Annotated in this window: 16 protein-coding genes; 4 read left to right on the top strand and 12 right to left on the bottom strand. The window is 69.8% G+C overall.

Going from position 1 to position 19,809, the window contains the following annotated elements:
• The 12 genes from HFP15_RS38070 to HFP15_RS38015 all read right to left on the bottom strand — a co-directional run.
• On the bottom strand, positions 1 to 3,311 hold a 3,311-nt coding region (locus tag HFP15_RS38070), incomplete at its 3' end, for a type I polyketide synthase (protein ID WP_168522715.1).
• Positions 3,312 to 3,335: 24 nt separating this feature from the next.
• Positions 3,336 to 3,932: an SGNH/GDSL hydrolase family protein gene (locus HFP15_RS38065; RefSeq protein WP_168522713.1), complete on the bottom strand. Its 597-nt coding sequence runs from the start codon at positions 3,930 to 3,932 to the stop codon at positions 3,336 to 3,338.
• Between the two features lie 7 nt (positions 3,933 to 3,939).
• Positions 3,940 to 5,175 carry an NAD(P)/FAD-dependent oxidoreductase gene (locus HFP15_RS38060; RefSeq protein ID WP_168522711.1) on the bottom strand — a complete coding sequence of 412 codons (1,236 nt, stop codon included), beginning with the start codon at positions 5,173 to 5,175 and terminating at the stop codon, positions 3,940 to 3,942.
• A 109-nt stretch (positions 5,176 to 5,284) separates the two neighbouring features.
• Positions 5,285 to 6,802, bottom strand: a complete 1,518-nt coding sequence (locus HFP15_RS38055; protein WP_312871945.1) for an AMP-dependent synthetase/ligase — start codon at positions 6,800 to 6,802, stop codon at positions 5,285 to 5,287.
• A gap of 69 nt (positions 6,803 to 6,871) precedes the next feature.
• Entirely contained in the window at positions 6,872 to 7,813 is a 942-nt protein-coding gene (locus HFP15_RS38050) for a LysR family transcriptional regulator (RefSeq protein WP_168522707.1), read from the bottom strand.
• Positions 7,814 to 7,903: 90 nt separating this feature from the next.
• Entirely contained in the window at positions 7,904 to 8,734 is an 831-nt protein-coding gene (locus HFP15_RS38045) for an acyl-ACP desaturase (protein ID WP_168522705.1), read from the bottom strand.
• An 8-nt stretch (positions 8,735 to 8,742) separates the two neighbouring features.
• Positions 8,743 to 9,552: an SAM-dependent methyltransferase gene (locus HFP15_RS38040; RefSeq protein ID WP_168522703.1), complete on the bottom strand. Its 810-nt coding sequence runs from the start codon at positions 9,550 to 9,552 to the stop codon at positions 8,743 to 8,745.
• On the bottom strand, positions 9,549 to 9,800 hold the full coding sequence (locus tag HFP15_RS38035) for an acyl carrier protein (protein WP_168522702.1): 252 nt from the start codon (positions 9,798 to 9,800) through the stop codon (positions 9,549 to 9,551). The genes HFP15_RS38040 and HFP15_RS38035 overlap by 4 nt, the downstream gene beginning before the upstream one ends.
• Positions 9,797 to 10,216, bottom strand: coding sequence for a PaaI family thioesterase (locus HFP15_RS38030; protein WP_168522700.1), 420 nt, complete (start codon positions 10,214 to 10,216; stop codon positions 9,797 to 9,799). The genes HFP15_RS38035 and HFP15_RS38030 overlap by 4 nt, the downstream gene beginning before the upstream one ends.
• Positions 10,213 to 11,028, bottom strand: a complete 816-nt coding sequence (locus HFP15_RS38025; protein WP_246272416.1) for a ferritin-like domain-containing protein — start codon at positions 11,026 to 11,028, stop codon at positions 10,213 to 10,215. Before HFP15_RS38025 ends, HFP15_RS38030 begins: the two co-directional genes overlap by 4 nt.
• On the bottom strand, positions 11,025 to 12,611 hold the full coding sequence (locus HFP15_RS38020; RefSeq protein WP_168522698.1) for an AMP-binding protein: 1,587 nt from the start codon (positions 12,609 to 12,611) through the stop codon (positions 11,025 to 11,027). The genes HFP15_RS38025 and HFP15_RS38020 overlap by 4 nt, the downstream gene beginning before the upstream one ends.
• A gap of 2 nt (positions 12,612 to 12,613) precedes the next feature.
• A complete protein-coding gene (locus HFP15_RS38015) occupies positions 12,614 to 13,885 on the bottom strand; it encodes an NAD(P)/FAD-dependent oxidoreductase (protein WP_168522696.1) in 1,272 nt (423 codons plus the stop codon).
• A 189-nt stretch (positions 13,886 to 14,074) separates the two neighbouring features.
• Here HFP15_RS38015 and HFP15_RS38010 point away from each other — a divergent pair, with 189 nt between their 5' ends.
• The 4 genes from HFP15_RS38010 to HFP15_RS37995 are packed head-to-tail and all read left to right on the top strand — an operon-like array spanning position 14,075 to position 19,800.
• On the top strand, positions 14,075 to 15,313 hold the full coding sequence (locus tag HFP15_RS38010) for a cytochrome P450 (protein WP_312871944.1): 1,239 nt from the start codon (positions 14,075 to 14,077) through the stop codon (positions 15,311 to 15,313).
• A complete protein-coding gene (locus tag HFP15_RS44080) occupies positions 15,310 to 16,479 on the top strand; it encodes a cytochrome P450 (protein WP_168522694.1) in 1,170 nt (389 codons plus the stop codon). Before HFP15_RS38010 ends, HFP15_RS44080 begins: the two co-directional genes overlap by 4 nt.
• A complete protein-coding gene (locus HFP15_RS38000; protein WP_168522692.1) occupies positions 16,476 to 16,910 on the top strand; it encodes a PaaI family thioesterase in 435 nt (144 codons plus the stop codon). The genes HFP15_RS44080 and HFP15_RS38000 overlap by 4 nt, the downstream gene beginning before the upstream one ends.
• Positions 16,911 to 16,935: 25 nt before the next feature.
• Positions 16,936 to 19,800, top strand: a complete 2,865-nt coding sequence (locus tag HFP15_RS37995) for a helix-turn-helix transcriptional regulator (protein ID WP_168522690.1) — start codon at positions 16,936 to 16,938, stop codon at positions 19,798 to 19,800.
• Positions 19,801 to 19,809: the final 9 nt, after the last annotated feature.

The raw sequence follows: 19,809 nt of genomic DNA, 5'->3' as shown, positions 1-19,809 counted from the left end.
GTCGGGGCCGGGGCGGGTGCGCTGATCAGGGCCTGCAGTTCCGCGTCCACACCGGACATCTGCGGCGCGGCGACCACCTGCGAGGCGACACGGGTGGGTGCCGGTGTGGCGCCGAGCTCGATTTCGGCCAGGGCGGCGAGGATCTCGTTCGCCCGCGTGTGCGCCTGGCCGATCGCGATGCTCTGGTCCTTCACGGCGGTGACGGCCTCGGCCAGCGACGCGTCGACGCCGCCGTGGCTGAGCACCGACGCCAGCTGCTCGGCGACGCGGAGCTGCCCTTCGAGGTACTCGCCGTGCACCGCGAGGTGCTGTTGCAGCGCACCACCGACTCCGCGGCCGTTCGACGCGGCCGCCGGGGCCGGAGAGGGCACCTGCGCCACGGGGGCCGGGACAGCACTCGCCGCCGGCGCCACCCCGGCCGGGTCAGGAGCCGGCGCCGCGGCAGCCAGACCGGCCGGGGCACCAGTCAACCCGGCGCCATTCGATTCCGCGCGATGCGGTTCGGGCAGAGCCACTCGATAGCCTCCGTTCAGAGCGTCCTCATAGGCCTCGCGCCGCTCGGCGGGCACGTATTCCGGCGCCGAAAGCACCACCGCGTGCGACTTCTTCTGCGGCTCGGGCAGCGCCGGGGCGTCGTAGCGGTTCGCGTTCTTGATCGGTGCGCCCAGCACGGCCAGGCGCAGCGCCGCCTGCTTGAGCGCCACATCGCTGTCCCCCAGCGGACCGCCGTCGACGGGGATCGCGATCACGTCCTCGCCGAGGGTGCGGCGCACCAGCGAGGTCAGCACCTGCTTCGGACCGAACTCCACGAAAACCGTGCATCCGGCCTCGCACATGGCCTCCAGGGCGGCGACGAACTCGACCGGCCTCAGCAGCTGCTCGACCAACGTCGCGGCGTTCGACGCGGCGTCCGGGCCGTACACGGCGCCCGGCGAGTTCGCGTACACCGGGGTGGCAGGCTCCCCCACCCGCACCGACTCCACCACCGGCCGGAACGCCTCGACCGCGTGCGAAACGAAACGTGTGTGAAAAGCCGCCGCGACGGGCAGGCGGCGGGCGGTCAGGCCACGCTCGCCACAAGCGGCGATGACCTTCTCGACCTCCTCCGTGCCGCCACCGACGACCACCTGGTCCGGGGCGTTGTGGTTGCACACCACCACGTCGGAGAACTCAGCGATGACCGAGGTGACCTCTTCCCGCGACGCGCTGATCGCGGCCATCGCGCCGGCGTCCTCACCGACCGGGACCATCGCCTGGCCACGGGCCCGCGCCAGCCGGTAGAAGTCCACATCGGACACCGCACCCGAGGCCCACAACGCGGTCAGCTCACCGAAGCTGTGCCCGAGATAGCCGGCGCACTCCAGCCCTAGCTCGCGCAGGAACCGGAACTGCCCGGCCGACAACGCACCGATCGCGGGCTGCGCGTGGTCGGTGCGCCGCAGCGCCGCCTCCTGCTCCTGCCGCGCCTCGGCGTCGAACACCGGCGGCGGGTACATCACCTGCGCCAGGCGGGGCGAGGCACCCTCGAACGACTGGTTCGCCTCGTCCAAAGTGGCCGACACAACCGGATTGTTGATCGCCGCTTCCAGGCCCATGTCGAGGTACTGGCTGCCTTGCCCGGCGAACAACGCCCCGACCTTCAGCCCGGACATGGCGCTGCGGCGGTAGAACACGCCACGGGGCAGCGACCACCCGTCATCGTCCGAAGAGGACAGCTGCGAGACAGCCAGCTCACGCAGCTCGTCGAAGTCCTCGACCGCGACGAACCCGATCCTCGCGTGCGAGGGAGGAATCTCCTCCCCATCGCTGGAAGGCGCATCCGAGCGCAGCAGCTCCAGCAGCGCCTCGCGATCGGGCGCGTGCCACAGGTGCACCCGCGGCGTACGGTGCAGGATCGGGCCGTGGTCGTGTTCTTCCAGCACCATGTGGAAGTTCGTGCCGCCGAAGCCCATCGCCGACGCGGCCGCACGGCGCACCGGGCGGTGCGGGTCGCGGACCCAGGGCCGGGTCTTGACGTTCACATAGAACGGCCCGTCGGCGAAATCGACCGCGGAATTGGGCTTCTCGACGTTGATCGTCGGCGGGAGCACCTTGTGGTACAGCCCGAGCGCGAGCTTCATCACGCTCGCCGTGCCCGCGGCGCCCTTGGTGTGCCCGATCTGCGACTTCACGCTGCCCAGCCCGGCGGTGTGTTTCTCCGCATCCGCCTCGCGAAGCAGCTCACCGAGCGCGGTCAGCTCCGTGCGGTCCCCGACGGCGGTGCCGGTGGCGTGCGCCTCGAACAGCTCGACCGACGCCGGCGAGCAGTCGGCATCGGCGTACGCGCGCTCCAGTGCGACCTTCTGCCCCGCCGCGACCGGCGCGTAGATGCTCTTGGCCCGGCCGTCACTGGACGAGCCGATACCACGGATCACCGCGTAGATCCGGTTGCCGTCGCGCCGGGCGTCCGCCAGGCGCCGCAGGGCGAGCATGCCGATGCCTTCGCCGAGCAGGGTCCCGTCGGCGCTGTCGTCGAACGGGCTGATCGTGCCCTTCTTGGACAGCGCACCGACCTTGGAGAAGCACAGGTAGATGAAGATCGTGTTCTCGGTGTCGACCCCACCGGTGATCATCGTGTCGGCACGGCCGTCGACCAGTTCCGCGATCGCGGTCCGCACCGCCGACAGTGAGGCCGCGCAGGCCGCGTCCACGGTGGTGTTCATCCCGCCGAGCCCGAGCCTGTTGGCGACCCGGCCCGCGACGACGTTGGCGAGCAGACCGGGGAACGAGTTCTCCTCCCACGGTGCGAACGCCTTGACATACTTGTCCGCGATCGCCGATGCGTCCTGTTCGGACAGTCCGCAGCTGCGCACCACCTCACGCAGCACCGGTGTGGACAGCCGGGCGGCCAGCGGGTGCATCAGCGGCACCGGGCCGGTCGTGCCCAGCACACACCCGGTGCGCTCCGGGTCGTACCAGTCGCCGTCGGCACCGGCGTCACGCAGCAGGTCCCGCGCCACACCGAGGCTGAGTGTCTGCATGGTGCTGGTGACCTCGAGCTGGTTGGGCGGCAGGCCGAACTCCAGCGGGTCGAAGTCGATGTCGGGCAGGAACGCCCCGCGCCGCGAGTACGTCTTGTCCTGCGCGGCCGGATCGGCGTCGTAGTAGTCGTCGAGGCTCCAGCGTGACGCGGGCACCTCTTCGGTGCAGTCGGTGCCGTTTACGATGTTCTGCCAGTACTCGCGGTGGTTCCGGGCCATCGGGAACAGGCCGGACATGCCCACGATCGCGATCGGATTGCGCGCCAGCCGTCGGTCGAGCTGCTCGCTCACTGTCTTCCTTCCGGTACAAAAGTCCTACGCGGCAATAGCCGAAGTGGACACTTGGTCTGCCATCGATTCGGCGAAACGCCGGTGGCCGAGCGGGCTCGGGTGCAGGCCGTCGGCCGACCACATCGCCCGCCGCGCCCACTCCGGCTGCCCGGCGATATCCAGGCACAGCGTGCCGGTCGCGGTGGTGACCTCGGCCAGTGCGGCGTTCGCCTCGGCGAAACGACCGCGCAGCAGGCGCCGGAATCCCTCGGGCACCGGCAGGTTCGCGGGAATGTCGGGATAGCTGGCGGTGAACACCGTGGTGTCCATGCCGCCCAGCGACGAGAAGATCGTGTGCAGGTTGCGCCGCAACCGCGCCGGGTCCCACGCCTGCACGAGGTCGTTGACGCCGACGATCACGCCGAGCAACGGCGGCTTGCCCGCCAGCGCCTTGGGCAGTTGCCGGTCCACGACGTCCTGCGTGGTGGCCTGGTAGGTGCCGAGGTTGCGCACGGCCGCGGGCGGCAGGCCCACGTGAGCGGCGAACGCCGGCACCCAGCCGCGGTAGCCGCCGCCGGGGGCCGGGTCGCCGCGGCCCTCGACGAAACTGTCTCCCAGTACGGTCAGCCTGATCGTCGGCATCGAGGTCTTACCCTTCGGTCAGGATGCGCTGTCCGGCCGGCACGCCCACCTCGTCGTAGAGCTGCTCCAGATTGTGCGGGGCGAAGAACTCCTCGCCGGGGTAGCCGCCGGCGATGAGACCGAAGAACTTCTTGATGTAGGCAGGGCTTTTCGCGGTCGCGCTGAACACCGCGTGGTAGTACGGCGACAGCACGAGCGTGGCCAGGCTGCAGGTGAGCTTGAACGTGCCCGCGCTTTCGGTGTCGCGGATCTTCTCGTTCTCGGCCAGCGCCTCGTCCATCGAGACCTCACCGGCCAGTGCGCTGTGGATCTTGCCCGCCAGCACCTCGCCGTACTTGAACGCGTCGGTGATACCCCAGCCGGTGAACGGATCCTTGTGGTAACCGGCGTCGCCGACCAGCGCCCAGCCGGGACCGTAGGCTCGGCGGTAGTAGTTGTCGGGATAGCGCATCGGGCGCCACGGCTCCTCGCGCTTGCCCGCGTCACGCAGTTCCCGGCCCATCTCCGGGTCGATGTCGTCGAAGACGTCCTGGAAGTGGCGTTCGGGGTCGGCCCGGAACTCACCGAACCTTTCGCGTGGCCGGATGATCGCGAGCAGGTTCAACTCGTCGTTGGTGGGCCAGGTGCCGAACTGCTGCTCGCCGAACCCGGTGCGGTGGTGCATGCCCCAGTCGAGGCCGCTGTAGTAGGAGTAGTAGACGAATCCGGCGGCGGGCACGTGACGCACGGTCTCGGCGCCGGTCTTCTGCGCGACGACCGAGTTCGCGCCGTCGGCGCCGACCACGATCTTGGCGCGGAACTCCAGTTCGGTACCCTCGGCCTCACGGCCGCGCACGCCGACGACGGCGTCGCCGTCGAAGACCAGGTCGGTGACGGTGAAGCGCTCGATGACCTCGGCGCCGGCCTCACGCGCGGCGCCCACGAGAATCTCGTCCAGCACGGTGCGGCGCGGGCAGTACACGGTGTCGATGCCCTCGATCGGGTCGGCGAAACCGGGGATCTCGATGCCGGTGTAGGTGAAGTTGAGGTGCTTGATCGGGGTCACGCCGGTGCCGATGACGCGGTCGAGCAGGCCCCAGTCGCGCAGCTTGGACAGCGCGAGCTGGTGCAGGTAGTGCGTGGAGACGGTGTCACTGGGAAAACTGGCGCGGTCGAGCACCAGCACGCGGTGCCCCTGCCGGGCCAGCAGCATGGCGACCGGGGAACCGGCGCAGCGCGCGCCGACGACTATTGCGTCATACATGGATTTCTCGACTCCCGTCACACGGCGGATACGAATCAATTCTGTTGGCGAGGCGGAATGGCGGTCAACGTCGTTTCGCGGGTGCCCATGGGCCGATCGGCCCGCGCAATCACGAGTAAAGAGCGGCGATGTCCGCGGCGTACGTTTTCTCGATGGCGACGCGGCGGAGCTTCATCGACGGCGTGAGAAGCCCGTCGGTGATGGTGAAATCTCCCGCGACGATGCGGAACTTGCGGATCGACTCGGCGCGGGACACCAGTTCGTTCGCGGAGTCGACCGCACGTTGCACGTCCTCGGCCAGCCCGGGCTCGCCAGGGTCGACGGAACTGTCCACAGTGATCAACGCCGTGACGAAGGAACGCCCGTCACCGACCACCATGCAGTTGCTCACCTTGGGGTGCAGCCGGATCCTATCCTCCAGCGGAGCGGGCGCGACGTTCTTGCCGCCGTTGGTCACCAGGATTTCCTTGCGGCGACCGGTGATCGTCAAGTAGCCCTCGGCGTCCAGCCTGCCCAGGTCCCCGGTGTGCAGCCAGCCGGGATCACGGTCAGTGTCGCCGGGCCAGTAACCCGGCGACACGTTCGGCCCACCGACGAGCACCTCGTCGTCCTCGGCGATACCCACGGTGGTGCCCGGGATCGGCCGCCCGACGGTGCCCTTACGGTTGCTGGCCGGAGCGTTCACCGTGACCGCGGTCGCCGCTTCGGTGAGGCCGTAGCAGTTCAGGATCTCCACGCCGTGCTCGTGGTAGTAGTCGACCGTGGTGTCGTCCAGCGAGGCGCCGCCGCAGATCACGTGACCGAGCCTGCCGAACGAAGTGAGCCCGAGCTTGCGGATCTTCTCCAGTGCGTACGGCACGAATGCGAGAAAAGTGGGCTGGCGCTCCGGAAGTTCGCCGAGCAGTTCCGGAACGCCGGGCAGCAGCACCGTCCGGGTGTTCGCGATCACACAGGACAGCAGGATGGTACGGCCGAAAACGTGGGACAGCGGCAGGGAAAGCAGGGTCGCTGCGGGGGCGGTGTCGTTCTCCGCCGCGCGGTGGAACAGCCAGTCGCACCGCAACACGGTGTTCGCCGAAGAGGCGTACATGTTCCGGTGTGTCAGCATGCAGCCCTTCGGTAAACCCGTTGTGCCGCTTGTGTACACGATCGTCGCGAGGTCGCCGGCCCGCACCTTGTCGCGGTGCGCGGCGAAATCCGGGCCGGGCGCCTCACGCCAGCCGTCGAGTTCGGTGAACAGCCACACGTTCTGCTTGCCGAACCGCGGGGCGTCCTCCTCGCTTTCGGCGAAGTACCACGCGGCGCCCGAATCGCTCAGTACGTGGTTGATCTGGTGTTCCGACGATGTCGGATACACCGGCACGGTGACGGCGCCGATCGAGAGTATCGCGAAGTCGGCCAGCGCCCATTCGTAGCTGGTGCGGCCGAGCACGGCGACCCGGTCGCCACGACGTACGCCCCGGCGGAGCAGCTCACCGGCGACCGATTCGACGTGGGCGGTGAATTCACCGCGCGTGACGTTTTCGGAAACGAACAGGGGAAGGTTTGGGTCACCGTCGGTCAGTACCGAGTGCAGTCCCCGATCTCCGGGGAGCTCCCGGCCAATTCCGGGAAATGAAGTCTCCACGTGGGACAATTCTTCGGTGGTCCACGGCCGGGGGCAACGCGCATTTGGCGAACGCGCGGTTGAATTCCCTTATCGCACCGGATGCGGTTCGGCGCGGTTCATCGGCGGGCTGTGGAACGGCCCCACCGCCTCGAGGCAGTCCAGGAAGGCCTCGCGCAGCCGGTTGGTTTCGGCGTCGCGCCACACCGCGTAGAGGTCGATGGTCGGCACCGGGTCGTACAGCTGGACCGGCACCGGCCGCACTCCGCCGGCCGCGGCGCCGGCGAACATGCCGCGCGACGCGGACGCGAACCCGACGAGCGGTTTCACCGACACCAGGATCGCGGTGGCACCCGGGTCGTCGATGACGTGCGCGACGTTGAGCCGGATGCCGGTGCGCTCGGCGGCCGACAGGATCGCGTCGTACATCGCCGGGCACTGCTCACGATCGAAGAGGATGCAGGGCTGGCGCGCCAGCTCCGCGAACGGAACGCCGGGCCGCCCCGCCCATTTGTGGTTCTGGCCGACGACCGCGACCATGGGCAGCCGCAGCAGCCTCCGGTACTGGAAGTCCGCCGTCACCGGGCGCCCGTAGACCAGCGCGATGTCGAGTCCGCCTTCGGCCAGCGACGCCAGCTGCGGCCCGGTGCGCTTCTCCTCCAGCTTGACCGTCACGTCGGGGAACTCGGCGTGCATCTTCGCCAGCGTGGCGGGCAGGATGTGCTGCCCGGCGGGGAAGTTGTAGCCGACGCGGACCGTGCCGGTGCGCCCGGCGGCCGCCTCGCGCGCCGAATGCGCGGCCTTGTCCATCTGCGCGACGATCGCGCGGGCCTCGACCTCGAAGGCCCGCCCCGCCGAGGTCAGGCGCACCTCGTGGGAGGTCCTGGCGACGAGTTCGACGCCCAGTGTGCGTTCCAAGCGTTGCAGTTGTTGACTCAACGATGGTTGTGTCAGGTGCAGCCGCGCGGCCGCACGCCCGAAGTGCAGCTCTTCGGCTATCGCGAGGAACGACACCAGATGTCTGAACTCCATTTCCGACCTCCGCCCGGCTGTACTGGCCAAGCCTCGCCCACTCCGGAGAACACCTGGTGAACCTTCGTTGCAGGCCGCAAGACAGCTCGATTAGCTGATGGTGCGGCAGGAGTCGACGAACCTGGTGAGCTCGGCGTGACGCTCACTCGGTGTGTCGACCGCCCGGTTGAGCACCTTGATCAGATGCTCGTAGGCGTCGGTGTGATCGTAGCGGGCGGTGTCGGCGATCTTGAGCGCCCACCGCCAGTAGCCGCGGATGGTGCCGGCCAGTGGCATCCGGAACTCCGCGATCACCGCCCTGATCGGCTCGATCACGTCGTCGCCGTGCGCGCGCAGGTAGCCGGAGACGACGTCGGCCATGAACGTGAAATGGCGGGCCTCGTCGCGGGAGAGCCTGGTCAGCACGTCGGAGAGCACCGGATCGCCCACGACCGCGCGCAGTTGCTGGTAGTAGATCTGGGTGGCCTTCTCCTGCACGAGCGCGTAGGCGAAGAACTGGACGGGATGAGAGAAGGGCAGGTCGAAGCGCGCCTGCCCGGGTTCGACGAGCGCCTTGCGCAGTTGCTCGTGTCCGCTCATCCCGGACGCGGTCTGGTACCGGGTGAGCGCGCGGGCGTGCGTGTCCTCCTCCGCGGCCCAGCGCACCGTGAAGTGATACAGCTCACGATTGTGCTCGTACAGCTCGGGCTCGACGGAGCCGTCCGCCGGGAAGTTCTCGGTGTAGAGGGAAAAGTAGCCGGGCAGGTGGTCCTCGATGAGCGTGATGAACTCGACCGCCGATCGCTGCCCCTCGGTGAGCCTGCCCGCGTCGGCCAGCGTCCAGTCGGTCGCGGTCTCCACGTTCCACTCCCGGGCGTGCGCGGCCCCGGCGAAGTACCGGGTCACGGCGTCGGCCATGTCCTGGGTCGGCAGTACGCGCATGGGCGCTCCTATCGCGACTTCTGGCAGATCAGGGCGTAGTGCTTGGTCGTGTAGCCCCACCCGGCGTTGGCGATTTCCAGGTAGTGCAGCAGTTCCGCGCGCTGGGGCGAATCGGGCAGTTCGCGGAGGTTGCCGATCCAGCACGCGATGGTGCGGCGGTAGTCGTCGGTGAGATCGTGCACCGCGCGGATCGAGAAGCCCGCCGACTCCGCGCCTGCGACGAGTTCGGACAGCGGCCGCAGATCGCCGGAGCCGAAGATGCTGTGCCGCACGAACTCCGTGCCCGGCCGGCCGTCGTAGGCGGCACGGATGGCGGCGCTGCGGAAACAGCTCTCCGACAGATACAGCATCCCGCCCCGGCGCAGCGCGGCGCGGATCTTGGCGAACACCTGCGCCAGCGGCGCCATGTGCACCACCGAGCCGAGCATCGTCACCGCGTCGAAGGCGCCGCGTCCGGGCTCGTAGGTCTCGAACTCCGCGACCTCGGTCCGCACCAGCTTCTCCAGGCCGAGATCGGCGACCCGCCGCGCGATGTAGTCGTGCTGCCGCACGGCGGGGCTGATGCCGAGCATGTGACAGCCGTACTCCTGCGCCATGAACAGCAGCAGCGAACCCCAGCCGCAGCCGACGTCGAGGATCCGTTCCCCGCCGAGCAGACGCAGTTGCCCCGCGACGAAGGAGAGCTTGCGCCGCTGCGCCTGCTCGAGCGTCGTGGTGTCGGCGTCGAACAGCCCCGAGGAGTACTTGCGCAGCGGATCGAGGAAGCGCGCGAAGATCTCCGGGTCGAGGTCGTAGTGCTGGTTGGTGGCGGCGGTCATCCCTGTTCCCTGGCGATGGCCTTGCCGACGACGGCGACGACCTGGTCGATCGTGGTGAGCCCGAAGATGTCGTCGTCCTCCAGCTCGATGCCGTAGGCCTGCTCGATCTTCGCGACCATCCGCAGCACCTTGATCGAATCGGCGCCCTCGACGGCACGCAGGTCGGTGTCGGATCGCAGGCTCTCCGGCGGACGGCCCAGCTCGGCCGCGACGATCTCGGTCACGGTGGTGGAAACGGCCAGCGTCATAGTTGGCTCCCTCGGGGTAGATACGTTGCGGTGGCGGTGCCGACGACCATGCCGGCGGAATCGAGGATCTCGGCGGTGGCGTGCACGAGGTCCGGCTTGACCTCGGCGCGGGCGAGGCAGCGGTAGCGGCCGCCGACGCGCACGACGCCGACGTAACGCATCCGCATCGACGTGGTCAGCGCGGGCACGCCGAGCCGCATCACGATGAGGTTGCCCATCGTCTCGTCGCAGATGACGGCGAGGATCCCGCCGTGCACGACACCCGGGTAGGACTCGTAGTGCTTGTCCAGGCAGAACTGCGCGCTCAGCCCGTCCTCGGCGTCCTCAAAGGACAGCTGAAGACCGGCGGCATTACGGGGTGAGCAGCCGAAGCAGTGGTGATCGGTGCGGCCGGACCACGGCAGTGTCGCGGTCATCCCAGTGCCGTCGCCAGTGCCCGGCGCACCGCGCGGTTGGAGGACAGGTCGTATCCGGTCAGCGAGCCGAACGTGCGGCGGATCTTGCCTTGCAGCTCGTCCAGTTCGCCGGTATCGGCGACGGTGTCGAGGAACAGCTCGAAGCCGGTGTCGATGGTCTCGGTCTCGGCCAGTTCGTCGAGACCGGCCTTGAACACGCCGACCGGATGCCTGATCTTGTCGTCGCAGGTGTAGAAGTACAGCGTCTCCAGCACCGACGGGATCTCGCCGGGGTACCGGTCGAGGCGCTTGGCGGCGAAATGCCGGAACTCGCGCGCGTGGCCCGCCTCGTCGCGGCTCGCCCGCAGCAGCAGGTCCTTGAGCACCGGCTCGTCCACCCACGCCGCGACCGCGCGGTAGACGTGGTTGACGGTCAGCTCGGAGATGATGTTCGTGGCGAGCGTGGCCGAGGGCGTGGTGCCGGGGTCGTAGGGCGCGCGCATGGCCTCGACCGCGCGGTTGTCCACCTTCTCCCCCACCGCCTGCAGCCACGAGCTGAAGGCGTAGTGGTGCTGCACCTCCTGATAGCCCCAGATCACGGCGAACGCCGAGAAGTCGTAGTCGTCGGCGAACTCGTTGAGGAAGCCGTGCACCGCGGCGATCACATTGGACTCGCCCATCACGGCGCTCTTGACCAGCGTGACGTACTCGGGCTTGACCAGGCCGCGGTCGACCTCGGCCAGCGGCAGCGTGTACAGCCGCCAGTGGTTGCGGTCGTAGTGGCGGAAAACGTCGAGGCTGTGCATCTGGTCCATGTCCGGCGTCGCCGTCATGCGCTCTCCCGTGTCTTGTAGCGTTCGCGCATGGCGAGCCGCTGGAGCTTTCCACTGGTCGTCCGGGGAATGGTGCGGGCTGGCACGAGGTCGACCACCAGGCCGGACAGGCCGAGTTCGACCGAGCAGCGCGCGGCGATGTCGTCGTGAAGCCTGCGCCGTTCCGCGGGATCACGCAGCACGGTCTCGGCGCACACCACGATCCTTTCGTCGTCGACGAATGCGACGCAGCGTCCTTTGTAGACACCGGGCACGAGCTGAGCGATGGCCTCGACGTCGAGCGGGTATACGTTCTCGCCGCGTACCGTGATCATCTCCTTGACCCGGCCGGTGAAGAACAGCTCGCCCTCGCGCAGGTACCCGAGATCGCCGGTGCGCAGCCAGCCGTCGCCGGTGAACGGCCCGTCCGGCCGTCCGAGGTAGCCGCTGGTCACCGCGGCCCCGGTCACCTCGATCTCGCCGACCTCGCCGTCCGGCACGCCCCCGGCGATCCGGACCCGCATTCCCGGCACGGCGCTGCCGAGCCCGACGACGCCGCGCGCGTTCGGGCCCTCGTCGACGGGAACCGCTTTCCCCGTCCCGGCCAGGAGCGCACGGTCGACGAATTCGCTGACCGGCGCCTGCTCGAGCGGCGGCAGGGTCGCGACGAGGGTGGCCTCGGCCATTCCGTAGGCGGGTGTCATCGCCTCGGGACGGAAACCCGCGCGCTCGAAGCGCTCCAGGAACGCGCGCACCGAGCGCACCGAGATCGCCTCGGCTCCGTTGAACGCGACGCGCCAGTGCGACATGTCCAGTTCGCGATCCTCCGGCACAGCGGCGAGCAGGTAGTCGTAGCCGAAGTTCGGCATCGCGCAGATCGTGGCGCCCGTGGCGAGGAATTCGGTCAACCACGCGGCCGGGCTCTTCACGAACGTCACCGGAGACCACACGGTGATGGCGATTCCGTTGAACAGCCCGGTGATCGTGCCGAACAGACCCATGTCGTGGAACAGTGGAAGCCAGCTGCCCCACGCGTCCGCTCCGGTGATCTTGATGGCCTCGGTGATGGAGTCGGCGCAGGAGACCACGTTGGCGTGCGCGAGCACCACGCCCTTCGGCGCGGCCGTGCTGCCCGAGGTGAACTGCAGCACCGCGGTCTGCCCGGGGCGGGCTCCGGGAAGCGGTGCCTGTTCGTGCTTCGCGAGTGTGGCGGCGTCGAACACGCGCGGTCCGGTCAGATTGTCCGTGACGGGGCGCAGTTTCGGCACGGTGACCAGATGCGTCAGCCGTGCGCCGTCCACAATGGCCTGCGTTCGGCGGAGGTAGCCCTCGAGGTCGCGCATTCCCATCGGCAGCGGCAACGGGCACGCCGCCGCGCCGAGCCGCCCGGCCGCGAGCACGGCCTGCAGGAAGGCCGCGGAGTTCGGGCTGAGCACGCCGATCGCGTCGCCGGGACGGGCACCGGCGGCGGCCAGCCCGGCGGCCATGCGCTTCGAGCTTTCCTGGAGCTCGGCGTAGGTCAGCCGCTCGCCCTCACCGGGGAACGAGACGATCTGCCCGGGATTGCGTGCGGCGGCTGCGTCGAAACGGTCCGGAATGGTCACGGTCACTGCCCTCCCCGCGCCAGCACGCGCCACACGATGTCCGGCGTGAGCAGCGAGGCAGGCGGAATCGTCAGATTCGTGGTGCGCATGAGGGTCCTGGCCACCACGGGGTCGCGATGCGCGGCCACCCGGGCCCGCGCCGCATACGCGCCGACGATGCGCGACCGGGGCGTCCGCGGTCCCGCGACGCCCGGATAGCGCAGATCGGAGCCGGTCGACATCTGCCACGCGACGTCGATGACCGCGGCCGTGGCCCGGTAGAACCGCACGGGATCGGGATGCGGCAGGCATTCGCGCAATGCCAATGCCTGCTGTGCGGCCACCGTCATGCCTTGCGCGTACAGCGGGTTGAAGCTGCTGACCGCGTCACCGATCACGAGGAAACCCCGTGGTGGACGGGAAATCTTGTCGTAGCGGCGGCGCAGCGAACCGCGGAACCGGTGTGGCACCGGATCGTCGAGCGGTTCGGCCTCGCGCACGATGTCGTACACGTCGGGCACCGGCAGAGTGGCCGCGAACGCCTCGAACGCGGCGGGATCCGACGGTGGGTGGTCGCCGAGCATCCCGGCCAGCGTCACGTGCCAGCGGTCACCTTCCAGCGTGATCGCGCCGCCACCGCGAAATCCCGGCGTCGTCGACACCACGACCGCGAGGTCACCGTCGAGATGCTCGGGCTTGCGCCGGTAGGTGCGTGACGAGTACCCGAGGTCCACGTCGATGCGTTCCTCCTGCGGCCTGGCGTGCCCGAGCCCGGCCAGCCATTCCGGCGCGCGCGAACCGCGTCCGGTGGCGTCCACGACGAGCTCGGCGCCGAGCTCGGTTCCATCACTCAGCCGCACACCGGTGATCCGCTCGCCACCGATCAGGCCCGCCGCGGCGCGACGGGTCCTCAGCTCCACGCCCGGTGACGCTAGCGTGCGTTCCCGGATCGCGCTTTCCAGCAACGGCCTGCCGGCGAGCAACGTCGTCAGCCCCGTGCTCGTCGGCCGCACCCGCAAACCCGATAGATACCAACGGGATTCCTGCAACACTTCGGTGGTGGGCGCGCCCTGCCCGGCGAGATCCGCGGTCAGCCCCGGATAGAGCTCCTCGATGATCTGGCGGCCACGTTCCATCAGCCCGTGCAGGTGCCGCGCCTGCGGCACTCCGCGGCGCGGCGCGACGCCGGCGATCTCGTCGCGTTCGACGATCAGGACTCGGTCGTATGCTTCGGAAAGGACGCGGGCGGACAACAGCCCGGCGATGCTGGCGCCCAGCACGACGGCCTGACGCATGAGCTCACCTCCAAAGGGATCCGCCACCAATGTCCGGTAGCGATCACCGGCCGGGCAACGGAAAACGGCAAGCGCCTATCGGCCCATTGGCATCCCGGCCCACCAGCCGAAAAGTCAGCCCCGATTCAGCGGCCGTTCATCCGGCGCGAGCACAGTGATTTCTCGCCGAGCGAGGGAGATGACTCCACAGTGGACACTGCGACCACCGATACCGCGATGGCGGAACTGTTCCTGCCGACCCACCGCGCCGACCCCTACACCCCGTGCCGTGTCCTGCGCGAAGCCGGTCCGGTGCACCGGACCCCCATCGGGCTGCACCTGCTGACCCGCTACGCCGACTGCGCCGCCGTGCTGCAGAACAACGCGTGGAGCCACGCCGAGGAGGCCGGCCAGCTGCACCCGAGCATCTCGGCCGAGGACGCCGCCGAGGAAATGCCCACGTCGTTCCTCTGGATGGACCCGCCCGATCACACGCGGCTGCGCACGCTGGTGTCGAAGGCGTTCACACCGCGGACCGTGGCGCGGCTGCGGCCGCGGATCGAACAGCTGTGCCGTGACCTGGTCGACTGCGCGCTCGACCGCCGCGAGTTCGACCTGATCGAGGGCATGGCCTATCCCCTGCCGCTGACCATCGTGTGCGAGCTGATCGGGGTGCCCGCCGCCGACCACCGCAGCGCGCAGCGCTGGTCGCAGGATCTCGCACGCGGCTTCGACCCCGACGTCCTCATGACCCCCGAGGCGCACCAGGCCCGCAGCACCGCGTCGCGCGAGTTCATGGCCTACTTCCGCGAGCTCATCGACGAACGTCGTGCACACCCCCAGGACGACCTGCTCAGCGCGCTCGCGGCCGTCGAGGACCGCGGCGACGTGCTCACCGAGACCGAGCTGCTCACCACGTGTGTCACCACGCTGGTCGCCGGGCACGAGACGACCGTGAACCTCGTCGGCAGCGGGCTGCTCGCGCTCATGCGCAACCCCGGCCAGTTCGAGCGGCTGCGGGCACACCCCGAGTACATTCCCAGCGCCGTCAACGAACTGCTGCGCTACGAACCGCCGGTACAGATGACCACGCGGTCGGCGAAGGAGCACATCACGCTGGCCGGGCACGAGTTCCAGCCCGGTGACGGGGTCGTGGTGCTGATCAACTCGGCCAACCGGGACCCCGAGGTCTACCACGACCCGGAAACCCTTGACGTGGCGCGGTTCCACGACCGCACCACACAGCCGCCGCGGCACCTCGGCTTCAGCCTCGGCATCCACTACTGCCTCGGTGCGCCGCTCGCTCTGCTCGAGATGGAGGTGCTGCTGCACGAACTCCTCGACCGGGTCGGCACGATGGAGCTGACCAGCGAGGACCTGAAGTACAAGCCGAACCTGATCGTGCGCGGGCTCGCCGAGCTGGCGGTGCGCTTCGAGGCGCTGTCGTGACCAACGTCTTCGACCCGGCGCTGCGCGCCGACCCGTTCGCCGCCTACCGCCGGATGCGCGAGACGGGGCGGCTGCACCAGAGCGGTTTCGGCATCCACCTCGTGCCGCGCTACGCCGACTGCGCCGAGATCCTCGCCGATCCCGCGTGGGGCCACGGCTACACCGCCGGTATCAACCCGTTCCGGCCCGGCGTCGACCCCAGCCACCTGCCCGGCTCGTTCCTGCTGCTGGACCCACCCGAGCACGGCCGGTTGCGGTCGCTGGTGAGCAAGGCGTTCACGATGCGCGCGATCGAGGCGCTCCGGCCGCAGGTCACCGAACTGGTCGACGGGCTGATCGACGAGGCGCTGGAAGCAGGTGAGGTCGATCTGGTGCGGGCACTGAGCTATCCGGTGCCGCTGACCACGATCTGCCGGCTGCTCGGCGTGCCGCCGGCCGACCGGGACCTGTTCGGAGCCTGGACCCACGACATCAGCCGCGGCCTCGACCCGGACGCCGTGCTCTCCGACGAGGAAAAGGCCGCGCGCGAGAAAGCGGTCGACAACTTCGCGGCGTACTTCGGTGAGCTGATCCAGCACCGTCGCGCGCGCCCGGCCGACGATCTGCTCAGTGGCCTGGCCGGCACGGAACTGACGGTCAAGGAGATCACCGACATCGGCGTGCTGCTGCTCATCGCGGGGCACGAGACGACGATGAACCTCATTTCCAGCGGTGTTCTCGCGTTGCATCGCGATCCCGGCCAGATCCCGGTGCTGCTGGCCGATCCGGCGGCCGCCGTCGAGGAACTGCTGCGCTACGACACGCCCGTGCCGTTCCCGACCAGGACAGCGCTGGAGGACGTCGAGTTCGCGGGTCACGAACTGCCCCGCGGCACCGGGGTGATCCTGCTCCTCGGCTCGGCGAACCGGGACCCGGCGGCGTTCGCCGATCCCGAACGGCTCGACCTGACGCGATTCCGCGACTCGGCCCACCGCCAGCTCGCGTTCAGCCACGGACCGCATTTCTGCCTCGGCGCCCCGATGGCCAGGCTGGAAAGCGCTGTCACATTCCAGCGCCTGTGCGCCCGCACCGAATTCACCGTGCTCACCGAGGAACCCGTCTACCGGCCCAGCGTCTCGATGCGCGGGCTGGCCACCTTGCCCGTCGCACTGCGGAGGAAAGCATGAGCGTCGCCAAGCGGATCGAAGAGCTGCGTGCACTGCTGGACAAGGGCCTCGCCGAAGGCATCGGCGTCGGGCATTCGCTCGGCGTGATGTGCGCCGAACTGGGCGAGGGCCGCACGGTCTACACGCTCAAGCCGGGCCTGGGCCAGGCCAACGCGATGCTCACCGTGCACGGCGGTGTGCTGTCCACGCTGATGGACACCGCGATGGGCAGCGCGATCTTCACCGAGCTGCCGGACGCCACGGCCTACACGACACTCGAACTGAAGGTGAACTTCATCCGCCCGGTCGCGCTCGACGACGGCGAACTGCGCTGCGAGGCCACGACCGTCCACGTGGGACGCCGGACCGCGACCGCCGAGGCCCGGATCCACAACGCCGAGTCCAAGCTCGTCGCGCACGGCTCGTGCACCTGTCTCGTGCAGTCGTTCTGACCGGGCGGTATGCCATGATGGCCGGGTGCCTCGCCGCGACGGGATCTCGCTGATCGCGCGGGGTCCTGAACTGGGGGCCTTGCGCGAGACGTTCGCGCGCGCGGCGGGCGGGCAGGCTGGCGCGGTGCTGCTCGGCGGGGACGCGGGTGTCGGCAAGTCCCGGCTGCTCGCCGAACTGCTGGACACCGCCGACGCGACCGTGCTCACCGGCCGCTGCCTCGACGTCGGCGAGGGCGGCCTGCCGTACCTGCCGTTCGTGGAGGCGCTGAGCCGGCTCGACCGTTCGCTGCTGGAATCCCGCCCGGTGCTCGGGCGCCTGCTGCCCGGCATCGCCGCGGGCGAGCCGGACACCGGTGACCAGGCCTCGGAGCGGCTGCGCATGTTCGACGCCGTGCACGGCCTGCTGCACACGTTGTCGCGGGAGCGGCCGGTGATGCTCGCGCTGGAGGATCTGCACTGGGCCGACGCCTCGACCCGCGACCTCGTGCTGTTCCTGCTCTCCCGGCTCGGCGCGCAGCGCCTGCTGGTCATCGCCACCTACCGCACCGACGATCTGCACCGGCGCCATCCACTGTGGCCGCTGCTCGCCGAGCTGACCCGGCTGGCCGCGGTCACCCGTGTCGAGCTGGCGCCGTTCGGCAGGGCCGACGCGATCGCCTTCGTGTCCGCGATCGCCGGTGGCGAGCTGCCCGCGGACGGCATCGAAGCCGTCGCCGAACGCGCGCAGGGCAACGCGTTCTTCTGCGAGGAGCTGATCGCGGCGCACCGCAGCGGCACCGCCGCCACCAGCGGGCTGGCGGACCTGCTGCTGGCGCGCACGGAGCGCCTGGGCCCCGACGCGCAGCGCGTCGTGCGCACGGTGTCCGGCGCGGGTTACACCGTGCCGGACGCGACGCTGCGGCAAGTGTCCGAAATGGATGAGAACCGGCTCGAAGAAGCACTGCGTGAAGCGTTGCGGCACAACGTGCTCGTCGCCGACGACGACGGGTACGCGTTCCGGCACGCCCTGCTTCGCGAAGCGGTGTACGAGGACCTGCTGCCCGGCGAACGGGTGCGGCTGCACGCCGGATACGCGCGGGTGGCCGCCGCGGAGGGCACCGCCGCCGCGCTGGCTTACCACAGCTTCCGCAGCCACGACCTGCCGACGGCACTGGCGGCGTCCGTGCGCGCGGCGGCACGGGCGGAGCAGATGCGCGCCCCCGGCGAGGCGCTGCAGCATCTCGAACAGGCGCTGCAGCTGTGGGAGGTCGTGCCGGAGCCGGACAAGCTCACCGAGACCGACGAGATCACGCTGCTGCACCGGGCGTCGGTGCTGGCCGGTGCGGCCGGGGAACCGGAGCGCAGCGTCGGCTTCGCTCGCTCCGCCGTCGCGAAGGCGGATCTCGGCGATGATCCGGAAACCTCGGCGGCCGCGCGGCATCAGCTCGCGGTGGGGCTCAAGACGTTCGGCACGCTCGGCGAGGAGATGTCCGCCGTCGCCGAACAGGCATGGGATCTGGTGCGCGATCGCCCGCCGAGCACCACCCGCGCGGAAATACTGGCGCTGCTCGCGCGGCGCTGGATCTGGACCTCACACGAAAACATCGACGTGCCCGCGCTCTACTCCTACGCCGAGCAGGCGATGGCCGACGCACGCCAGGTGGGTGCCGACGCCGTCGAGGTGGACGTGCTGGTCACCCTCGGTGTGTTCGCCGAATGGGAAGGCCGTACCGGCGAGGCGATCCGGATCGGCCAAGAAGCGGTGCGCCGGGCCGCGGCGATCGGCGCGGTCGAGGCCGAACTGCGGGCCCGGCACAACCTGGCCGTGCACTACGCGGTGGAGGGCCGGTTCCCCGAGGCGATCCGCACGGGAGAGGAGAACTGCCGCCGTGGCGAGGAAATCGGCCTGGCCTGGGGAGACCAGATCATGCACTCCCGTGCCGATCTCGTGTACCTGCTCTACCTCACGGGTCACTGGGACAAGGCGCTGACCACCGCGGAGCTGCCCGCCGCGCCCCGGCTGCCGTGGGCGCGGGTCTCGGGGGAAACACTGCACGTCCTCACCGGCCGGGGGCGCTTCGAGGACGCGGAGCGGCTCGCGGAGCGGATCCTGGAGCTGGCTCCGGACGCGCGCACGAAGGTCGTGGTCGACCTGGCCATGGCCGAAGCCGCGGTGCTCCGGAGCTCCTACGACGAGGCCGTGGCGCGCGCCAGGGACGCGCTGGACGGGCTCACCGCCCCCGCACGGCCCGCGCTGATCGACGCGGTGTGGGCGACGACGGTCGCGTTGTCCGCGCTGGCCGACAAGGCGCACACGGGCGGCACACGGGACATCGCGGCGGGCGCGGAGCTGTACGCGGAGGCGGCGAGCTACCGGGGTCGGCTGCACGACACGCACTCGGCCGAGACCCGGATCCTCTCCGCCAGGATGGACGCGGAGCTGAGCCGTCTGCGCGGGCACGACGATCCGGACCTGTGGCAGGTGACACTCGACCGCGCGGCCGACGTGCCGTACTGGCAGGCGATGGCCAGCCACCGGCTGGCCGCGGCGCTACTGGCCGCCGGCGAACGCGAGGAAGCCGAGGCGCCGTTGCGCGCGGCCTACGAGACCGCGACTCGGCTGGGAGCCGTGCCGTTGCGCGACGCTGTGGTCGCGCTCGCGCGCCGGGCTCGCCTCGCGGTGGGGGCGCCGGTGGCCGATGACGTGCTGACGCCGCGGGAACGGTCGGTGCTGGAGCTGGTCGCGGCGGGGCTGACGAACAAGCAGATCGGCGCGCGGCTGTACATCAGCGAGAAGACCGCGAGCGTGCACCTGTCCCGCGTGATGGGGAAGCTGAGCGTGACGAGCCGGGCGGAAGCGGTGGCGGTGGCGCACCGGCGCGGCTTGCTTCCGGATACCCCCACCCGGTAGTTGCGCATC

Source organism: Amycolatopsis acididurans (assembly GCF_012328925.1).
GTDB lineage: Bacteria > Actinomycetota > Actinomycetes > Mycobacteriales > Pseudonocardiaceae > Amycolatopsis_E > Amycolatopsis_E acididurans.
The sequence above is the reverse complement of the archived record's forward strand: the minus strand, read 5'-3'. Positions and strand labels throughout refer to the sequence as shown.